The 9,638-nt window shown below is 76.6% G+C and carries 2 protein-coding genes; both read right to left on the bottom strand.

Translation table 11 applies throughout. From position 1 onward, the window contains the following. Positions 1-8,363 (bottom strand): amino acid adenylation domain-containing protein (locus tag ABZW03_RS30140; protein ID WP_355265124.1); only part of this gene is annotated, 8,363 nt, incomplete at its 3' end. Continuing rightward, positions 8,363-9,379: a 2,3-diaminopropionate biosynthesis protein SbnA gene (gene sbnA / locus ABZW03_RS30135; protein WP_355265121.1), complete on the bottom strand. Its 1,017-nt coding sequence runs from the start codon at positions 9,377-9,379 to the stop codon at positions 8,363-8,365. The genes ABZW03_RS30140 and sbnA, both read right to left, overlap by 1 nt. Positions 9,380-9,638: the final 259 nt, after the last annotated feature.

Genomic DNA, 9,638 nt, shown 5'->3' with positions numbered 1-9,638 from the left:
ACGGTGCCGCCGCGGTGGGTGGCGACCTTGGGGCGGGGGCGGTCGAAGGGCAGGGCGAGTTCCTCGGGCAGGCCGGCCAGCTGCTCCGTCCAGTACGCCAACTGCCGTGCGGCCAGGGAGTCCTGGCCGTCGCCGAGGAGCTGCTGCTGCCAGCGGGTGTAGTCCGCGTACTGCACCGGCAGCGGCTCCCAGGAGGGCGCCGTCCCACGCACCCGCGCCGCGTACGCCCGTGACAGGTCCCGGGTGAGCGGGGCGGCCGACCAGCCGTCCCAGGCGATGTGGTGGACGATCAGCAGCAGCAGGTGCTCCGCCGGGCCGGTGCGCAACAGGGTGGCCCGCAGCGGGAGTTCGGTGGCCAGGTCGAACCCGCGGGCCGCCTCCCCGGCGACCGCGGCGGCCTCGGAGGCGCCGGCCTCCCGGACGGTCAGCCCGGTCCAGGCCCCGGTGCCCAGCACCTCCTGGCGCGGTTCGCCGTCGGTCTCCGGGAAGACGGTGCGCAGCACCTCGTGCCGCTCGACCAGGTCGGCCAGCGCCGCGTCCAGCGCGGCCGCGTCCAGCGCCCCGGACAGCCGGACCGCGAAGGTCACGTTGTAGGCGGCCGAGCCGGGCTCCAGCCGGTTCAGGAACCACAACCGCCGCTGGGCGAAGGAGAGTCGACCGGTCCTGTCGCCCTGGTCGGCGGGCCGCAGCGGCGGCCGGACCTCGCCGCCGCCCGCGAGCTCCCGGGCGATCCCGGCCACCGTCCGCTGCTCGAAGAGCGTCCGGATCGGCACCTCGGTGCCCAGCGCGGAGCGGACCCGGCTGATCACCTGGGTGGCCAGCAGGGAGTGGCCGCCGAGGTCGAAGAAGTCGTCGTCGATGCCGACGGCGGCCCGGCCGAGCGCGTCCGCGAAGATCCCGCTGAGGATCTCCTCGACGGGCGTGCGCGGCAGCCGGCCCGCCGGGGCGGGGGCGGCGTCGGGGGCGGGCAGGGCCCGGCGGTCCAGCTTGCCCTGCGGGGTCAGCGGCAGCTCGTCGAGCACCACGACGGCGGCCGGGACCATGTACTCGGGCAGCGCCTCGGCGACCCGCTCCCGCAGCGCGCCCGGGTCCGGTACGGCCGGGGGCCGGGCGACCACGTAGGCCACCAGCCGGTCCTCGCCGTCGTCGGTGCGGACCACCACGGCGGCCTGCGCCACCCCGGGCCCGCCGGTCAGCACCGACTCGATCTCGCCGAGCTCGATCCGGAAGCCGCGCAGCTGCACCTGGTCGTCGGCCCGCCCGGCGTAGTCGAGCTGGCCGTCGGGGCGCCAGCTCGCCAGGTCCCCGGTGCGGTACATCCGCTCGCCGGCCGGGCCGAAGGGGTCGGCGACGAAGCGTTCGGCGGTCAGGCCGGGCCGGTCCAGGTAGCCGCGGGCCAGGTTGCCGCCGACGTAGAGCTCGCCGACCACCCCGGCCGGGACCGGCCGCAGCGCGGAGTCGAGCACGTAGACCCGGTGGGCCCGCGTCGGCCGGCCGATCGGCGGCCGGTCCGCGCCGCCGAGCCGCTCGCTCACCGTGGAGGCGAGCACGGCCTCGGTGGGGCCGTAGCCGTTGACCATCTCCAGCTGCCCGGACCAGCGGGCCACCACGTGCGGCGGGCAGGCCTCGCCGGCGACGACCATGGTCAGGTCGGCGGGCAGCCGGGCGTCCTCCGGGAGGGCGGCGGCGACCACCGGCGGCAGCCCGGCGAGGTTCACCCGGTGGCGGTGGATCAGGTCGACCAGCGGCCGGCCGGGCACCCGGCACTCCTCGTCGGCCACCACCAGGGTGCCGCCGCCGAGCAGGGACAGGCTCAGCTCCCAGACCGAGGCGTCGAAGCTGAACGAGGCGAACTTCAGCACCCGGGTCCGCGGGCCGACGCCGAAGCGCTCGACCAGGCTCGCCACCATCGCGGCGAAGCCGGAGTGGTCGACCGCCACGCCCTTGGGCCGGCCGGTCGAGCCCGAGGTGTAGATGACGTACGCCGGGTGCCCGGGCAGCAGCGGGGCGGTCCGCTCCGCGTCCTGCGGGGCGTGGTCCGGCAGGCTGGCCAGCTCGGCCGCGGTGGCCGGGTCGTCGAGCAGCACCGTGCGGACGCCGTCGGCCGCGAGCTGCGGGGCGAGGGCGCGGGTGGTGAGCAGCACGGCGGGCCGGCTGTCGGCCAGCATGAAGGCGATCCGGTCGGCCGGGTACTTGGGGTCGATCGGCAGGTAGGCCGCGCCGCTCTTGAGCGCCGCCAGCACGGCGCAGGTCATCTCGACCGGGTCCGGCACGGCCAGGGCGACGATCCGCTCCGGGCCGGCGCCGCGGGCGATCAGCAGCCGGGCCAGCCGGTTCGAGCGCTCGTCCAGCTCGCGGTAGGTCGTCCCGCGGTCCTCGAAGACCACGGCCACCGCCTCGGGCGCCCGGGCGGCCTGGGCGGCGAACAGCGCGGGGACGACGGTCCGCGGGGCTGTGTCGGCCCGGCCGGCCCAGTCGCCGAGGATCCGCCGGTGCTCCTCCTCGGTGAGCAGCGGCAGCCGGCGGACCGGGACGTCCGGGGCGGCCAGGACGCTCTCCACCACGTGGGCGAAGCGGTCCAGGATGCGCACCACCTCCCGGCGGTCGTAGCGCTCGGGGCGGAACTGCGCGCTCAGCGTCAGCCGGGTGTCCGGGTACGCGAGCACCGCGAGGCCGCGCTCGCCGGCCAGCCGGGTCCGGGCGTCGCCCAGCCGCAGCTCGGGCACCAGCGCGTTGAGCCGGCCGACGTCGGCCTGCGGCTGGTTCTGGTAGCTGAACACGGTGTCGAACAGCTCGCCCGCGCCGGCGATCCGCTGCACCTCGGCCAGGCCCAGGTGCCGGTGGTCGAGCAGGGCGGTCTGCTGCTCGTCGATCCGGTGGAACAGCGCGGCGGCGGGCAGCTCGGGGTCGAGCCGCACCCGCACCGGGAGCATGTTCAGGAACAGGCCGACCAGCGACTCGATGCCCTCGAGCTCCGGCGGCCGCACCGAGTTGACCGCGCCGAACACCACGTCCGAGGCGTCGGTGAGGCGGCCGAGCAGCAGCGCCCAGCAGCCCTGGAGGACGGTGTTGAGGGTGAGGTTCTCGGCGCGCGCCCAGGCGGTCAGCCGGGCGGTGAGCTCCTCGGGGAGCGCGAGGTCGACGGCCTCGGGCAGCCCCGGGTCGCCCGGCCGGTCGGCCGTCCCCAGCCGCAGCGGCTCGGCCAGCCCGTCCAGCGCCTGCCGCCAGGCCGCCCGGGCGGCCTCGGTGTCCTGGGCGGCGAGCCAGTCGAAGTACGCCCGGTAGGAGGGCGCCGGGGGCAGGACGGCCGGGTCGCCGCCGGTGGCGTACAGGGTGAACAGCTCCTGGGCGATCACGCCCATCGACCAGCCGTCCACCAGCAGGTGGTGCAGCGTCCAGAGCAGCCGGACCCGGTCGGGGGCGAGCCGGAGCACGGTGAAGCGCAGCAGCGGGGGCCGGGCCAGGTCGAAGCCGCGGGTCCAGTCCGCGTCGGTCAGCCGCCGGGCCTCGGCCTCCCGCTCGGCCTCGGTCGGCAGGCCGGAGAGGTCGACCTCCTCCCAGGGCAGCGGCACCGCGGCGGCCACCACCTGCCGGGCGTCCTCGGTGGACCGCTCGGGGAAGTGCACCCGCAGGCCGTCGTGGCGGGCCAGCAGGGCGGTGGCCGCGGCGCGCAGCGCGGCCGGGTCGAAGGGGCCCTCGATGTCGAGGACGGCCTGCATCAGGTAGGAGTTCATGCCCTGCTTGTCGAACTCCGTCTGGAAGATCAGGCCCTTCTGCAGCGGGGACAGCTCCAGGGCCTCCCCGTCCGCCGCCGCGGCCGGTTCGGCGGAGGCGGCGTGGTCGGCGAGGGCTTCGAGCGCGCGGAACCAGGCGTGGGCGAGGTGTTCCGCATCGGCGTCGGCCAGCGCCTCGGGGGCCCAGAGCCAGTCCGCGACCAGGTGCGGCCCGTCCGCCCGGTCCTCGGTGACCGGGGTGGCCGCGAGCACGTGCCGCAGCGGCATCCGCGGGTGCACCCCGGTGCCGACGACGGCGTGCCGGGCGTCCGGCAGCCAGTCCCCGGCGCTCTCCTCCCGGTCGGCCGGGAAGCGGCCGAGGTAGTTGAAGCCGAGCTCCGGCACGCCGTGGCGGGCCAGGGCGGCGACGGTCTGCGGGTTGAGGTGGCGCAGCAGCCCGTGGCCGAGGCCGTGGTCGGGCAGCCGGCCCAGCTGCTCCCGGACCCGGCGCACCGCCGCGTCGAGCGGCTCGCCCGCGGTGTCGCCGGGGTCCAGCCGGACCGGGAAGACGCTGGTGAACCAGCCGACGGTGCGGGAGAGTTCGGCCTCGTCGGTGAACGGCTCGCGGCCGTGGCCCTCCAGTTCGACGGTGACGGCGCCGGCCGGGCGGCCGCGGTGGCGGCGCCAGTCGGCGACGGCGAGCGCGAGGCCGGTCAGCAGCAGGTCGTTGATGTCCCCGCCGTAGACCCGGCGGGCGGCGGCGAGCAGGGCCGCGGTGGTGTCGGCGGGCAGCTCCAGCCGGAGCCGGTGCGCGGTGCCGTACACGTCGCGCTCCGGGTCCAGCGGGCGGGCCCCGAGCGGCTCTCCGGCCGCCGACTGCTCGGCCCAGAGCGGGAACTCCCGCACCCGCTCGGCGGTGCGGGCCTGCTCGCCGAGCAGCTGCGACCAGCGGCGGTAGGAGGTGCCGACCGGGTCCGGGGCGAGGCCCCGGCAGGCGGCGGCGAGGTCGTCGACCAGCACGCGCCAGGAGACCCCGTCCACGCACAGGTGGTGGGTCAGCCAGACCAGCCGGCCGCGGCGGCCGGGGCCGGCGTCGAGCAGCACCAGCTGGGTCACCGCGCCGGCCTCCGGGGCCAGCCGGGCGCGGGCCGCGTCGACCTGCTCGGCGACGGCGGCGGCCAGCGCGGCCGGGTCCTCGGCGAGCGCCGAGACGTCCACCCGGCGGACCGCGTCGGCGGCCCGGACGGCGCCCTCGGGCAGGGCCTCCAGGGACCACAGGCCCTCCGCGACCACGGTCAGTCGGGACCGCAGCGCGGCGTGGTGGTCCAGCAGCACGGCGACGGCCTCGGTGAGCCGGTCGAGGTCCAGGCCGGCCGGGGTGGTGAGCACCTGGTACTGGCTGTACTGCCGGGTCCGGTCGTCCAGGACGGCGAGGTCCTCGCGCAACTGGTGGGCGATCGGCAGGAGTTCGACCTCGCCGGTGCCGTCCGGCGCGCTGGCCGGGCGTTCCGGGCGCTCCGCCGGGCCCGGGGCGGCGAGCGCCGCGACGGCCGCGGGGGTGTGCTGGGTGCGGATCTGGAGCGGGGTGACGGTCAGTCCGGCCCGGCGGGCGTGGCCGACCGCCAGGATGGCGCTGATGCTGTCCCCGCCCAGCTCGAAGAAGTTGTCGGTCGGCCGCACCTCCGGCAGGCCGAGCACCTCGGCGAAGGCGGCGCAGACGATCTCCTCGGCCCGGCTGCGCGGGGTGTCCGGCCGGGCCGGGGCCGGGGCGGCGGCGGGCGCCGGGTCGGGCAGCGCCCGGCGGTCGACCTTGCCGTGCGCGGTCAGCGGCAGGGCGTCCAGGAGCAGGACGGTGCGCGGCACCAGGTGGTCCGGCAGGACGGCGGCCAGGCGCTCGCGGACGTCGGCCGGGTCCAGGACGGCCCCGGCGCGCGGGACGCAGTAGCCGACCAGCTGCTTGCCGCCGCCGGTGCCGGCCACCGCCAGCACCACGGCGTCCGAGACGTCCGGCAGCGCGCGCAGCGCCGCCTCGATCTCGCCGAGCTCGATCCGGTGGCCGCGCACCTTCACCTGGTTGTCCCGGCGGTCCAGGAAGACCAGCCGCCCGTCCCCGTCCCGGACCACGCGGTCGCCGGTGCGGTACATCCGGCTGCCCGCCGGGCCGTACGGGTCGGCGACGAACGCGGCGGCCGAGCGGGCCGGGTCCGCCAGGTAGCCCCGGCCGACGCCGGCGCCGCCGACGTACAGCTCGCCGGGCGTGCCCGGGGGCACCGGGAGCAGGGCGTCGTCGAGCAGGTAGAGCCGGGTGTTGCGGACCGGGCCGCCGATCGGGACGGAGCCGTGCCCCGGGGTGTCCGGCCCGAGGTGCGCGTGGGCGACGTCGTCCGAGCACTCGGTGGGCCCGTACGCGTTGACCAGCCCGACCAGCGGGTAGCGGGCGGTCCAGCGCCGGCACAGGTCGGCCGGCAGCGCCTCGCCGGTCGCCACCAGATGGCGCAGCGCGGCCAGCCGGGGCGCCTCGGCGGTGAGGTCCCAGGCGTCCAGGGCGGCGCGCAGCAGCGAGGGGACGACCTCCAGGACGGTGACGCCCTCGGTGTCGGCCAGGGCGAACAGCAGGTCGGGGTCGGCCGCGGTCTCCCGGCGCACCACCCGCACCCGGCCGCCGACCACCAGCGGCGCGAGCATCTGCCACACCGACACGTCGAAGGTGACCGGGGCGTTCTGCACCACGGTGTCGGTCCGCTCCAGCGCCAGGTCGTCGACCTTCGCCAGCAGGTGGTTGACCATCCCCGCGCGGTGCACCATGGCGCCCTTCGGCGCTCCGGTGGACCCGGAGGTGAAGATCACGTACGCCAGGTCCAGCGGGGAGCCGAGCACGGGCGCGAGGCGGTCGGCGGCGTCCCGGTCCCGCGCGGAGACCTCCACCACCCGGATCGGCCGGCCGGCGGCGGCCACCGCCCGTTCGGCGAGCGGCCGGTGGGCGGCGTCCGCGACCACGGTGTCGATCCCGTTGTCGACCAGCAGGGCGACGGTCCTGGCCTCGGGCGCCCGCGGGTCCAGCGGGACGTAGGCCGCGCCGGCGCCGATCACGCCGAGCACCGAGGCGACGAAGTCGGCGCCGGGGGCGACCAGCAGGGCGGCCAGGCCGGCGCCGGCCACCCGGCGGGACAGCGCGCTCGCCCGGCCGACCAGCTCGGCGTAGCCGGTCGTGCCGCCGTCCTCGGCGACCGCCACCGCCTCGGGGTGCCGGGCGGCGAGTTCGCGGATCCGGGCCACCGGGCAGTCGAACCCCGCCGCGCGCTCGGGCCCGCTCGCCTCCCGCAGCCAGTCGGCGCGGTCCCCGGCGGCCACCGCCAGGCCGCCGACCGGCCGGTCGTCCCCGGCTTCGGCGAAGTCGCCCAGGAAGTCCACCAGTCGGGCGAGGTGGCGGTCGAGCTCGGCCCCGGTGTAGCGGTCCGGGTTCCCGTTGAGGTGCAGCTCGATGCCCGCCCCGGCGGTCTCCACCACGGTGACCATCAGGTCGTCGATCAGCCCGGTCGACAGGTTGACCACCCGGGCGGTGCACGGCCCGAGCGCCAGCTCGGTCTGCTGCGGCAGCAAGTTGACGAACGGGCCGAACGGCCGCCGGTCGTCGCTGCGCAGCCCCATCGCCCGGCGGATCGCGCTGACCCGGTGGCGCTGGTGGCGGAGCACCTGGGCGAGCTCCCGGGAGGTCCCGCGCAGCAGGCCGGCCTTGGTGAGGGTGGGGCGTACGGGCACCCGCAGCGGCAGGTAGTTGGCCAGCATCCCGGGGATCGACCGCTCGTGGGCGGTCAGCCGGGCGGTCACCGGCAGGGTCAGCAGGACGTCCTCGACCCCGGTCATCCGCTGGGTGTACACCGCGACCGCCGCCATCACCGCGGTCGGCCAGGTGACGTCCGCGCGGCCGGCGCTCGCGCGCAGCCCGGCGCAGGTACCGGCGGACAGCGCGGCGGTGCGGCGCAGGAAGCCCTGCGGCGCGGCCGCCGGGGGCTCCCGGTGCGAGAGGTCGGCCGGCTCCGGCGGCTCGGGGAACCGCCGCTGCCAGAACTCCGCGTCCCGCCGGGCCCGTTCGGAGCCGCGGTGGGCCGCCTCGGCGGCCAGCAGGTCGGCCAGCGGGGGCAGGGCCGGGCCGGCGTCGCCGCCGTCGGCCTCGTACAGCTCGGCCAGCCGGCGCCAGAGCACCACCTGGCTGAAGCCGTCGCACAGCAGGTGGTGGACGGAGAGGTAGAAGAACGCCCGGTCCGGGCCCAGGGTGAGGACGGCGAGCCGGAACAGCGGGAAGCCGGCCGGGTCGTACGGCTTCGCCAGGTCCGCCCGCATCCAGTCGAGCGCGGCCGCCGAAGGATCGGCCTCGGCGGTGAAGTCGACCTCGGCGAGCGGAAGTTCGGCGACCTCGCGCAGTCGCTGGCGCGGCTCGCCGGCGACGTCGAGGAACTGGGCGCGCAGGCACTGCGCCTCCTCGACCAGCCGGGCCAGTGCGGTGCGGAAGCGGGCCCGGTCCAGCGGGCCGCGGACGTCCAGGTAGCCGGCCGAGTTGTAGGCGTTGCCCCCCTCCGCCCCCTGCACGTCGAGCCAGATCTCCGTCTGGCCGGCCGTCAGCGGCAGCGAGGTCCCCAGGACCGATGTCATCACAGGCTCCCCACGGAGGTCGGGCCGATCGAGGCGAGGCCGGTGCCGGGCGCCGCCGCGCCGGCCAGGGCGTCCGGGCCGAAGGACTCCAGCACCCACGCGTCGTCGTAGACGGTGTCGAGGTAGCGTTCGCCGAGGTCGGGCGCGATGGCCACGGCCGTCAGCTCCTCGTCCGGCCGGTTGGCGCGCAGCCAGCGGGCCGCGCCGCTGAGCACGGTGCCGGTCGAGCCGCCGAGCAGGAAGCCCTCGCGCAGCAGGGCGCGGCAGGCCCGGACGGTGTCGGTCTCCGGGACGAGCACGGTGTCGTCCACGTAGGACGCGTCCAGGATCGGCGGCCGGACGCTGGTGCCGATCCCCGGGATCAGCCGACTACCCGGCTGGTGGCCGAAGTTGACCGAGCCGACGGCGTCGATCGCGACGATCGTCACCCCGGGGTTGTTCTCCCGGAAGTACCGGGCGCAGCCCATCAGGGTGCCGGTGGTCCCGGCGCCGACGAACAGCACGTCCAGCTCCGGGAAGGCCTTGGCGATCTGCGGGCCGGTGGTGCGGTAGTGGGCGGTCCAGTTGCCCGGGTTGGCGTACTGGTTCAGCCAGTGGAAGTCCCGGTGCTCGGCGCACAGCCGGGCGACCAGGTCGAGCCGGGCGCCGAGCAGGCCGCGCTGCGGGTCGGGCTCGGTCACCACCCGGACGTCCGCGCCCAGGCGCTGCATCAGCCGCCGGGAGACGGAGGTGCAGCGGGAGTCGGTGACGCAGACGAAGTTGAGCCCCCGGGCGGCCGCGACGAGGCTCAGCGCCACCCCGAGGTTGCCCGAGGAGCTCTCCACGACGGTCATCCCCGGCCGCAGCTCCCCGGACCGCAGGGCGGAGTCCACCATCTCGCTCGCCGCCCGCAGTTTGACCGAGCCGGCGAAGTTGAACCCCTCGCACTTGAGGTACAGCGGACGGCCGACCATCCGTCGGAGGTCGACGTACAGGTCCTCGACGTCGAATTCCTGCGGTGTCGTGATCACTGGCATGCGTCTACTCCCACCCGGTCGTTCCGTGGTAGCGGGTGCCCAATCGGTCCGAAGCGATGGCCCCATGGTTTACGAACGCGCTGACGTCGTACTGATTCGCAGCTGACGGGGCGAGAGCCCTGGTCAGAAGACCTAGGGTCGGTCTTCAAACTCGCGTCTGCGGGGCGACGCCGGGGCACGCACCTCGCCGCGTTGTCGTCGGTCGCCAATGCTCCGCAGTGGCTCCCTCCTCCGCCTTGCGATGCACGCACCCCAACGC

This window comes from Kitasatospora sp. NPDC004799, from assembly GCF_040609095.1.
In the GTDB taxonomy this organism is placed as follows: Bacteria; Actinomycetota; Actinomycetes; order Streptomycetales; family Streptomycetaceae; genus Kitasatospora.
Note: the sequence above shows the minus strand (reverse complement) of the source record. Positions and strands in the feature narration are given on the sequence as shown.

What these genes read in the sequence shown, in the direction of transcription:
- sbnA (WP_355265121.1), bottom strand. Translation starts at nt 9,379, where the DNA reads ATGCCAGTGATCACGACACCGCAGGAATTCGACGTCGAGGACCTGTAC.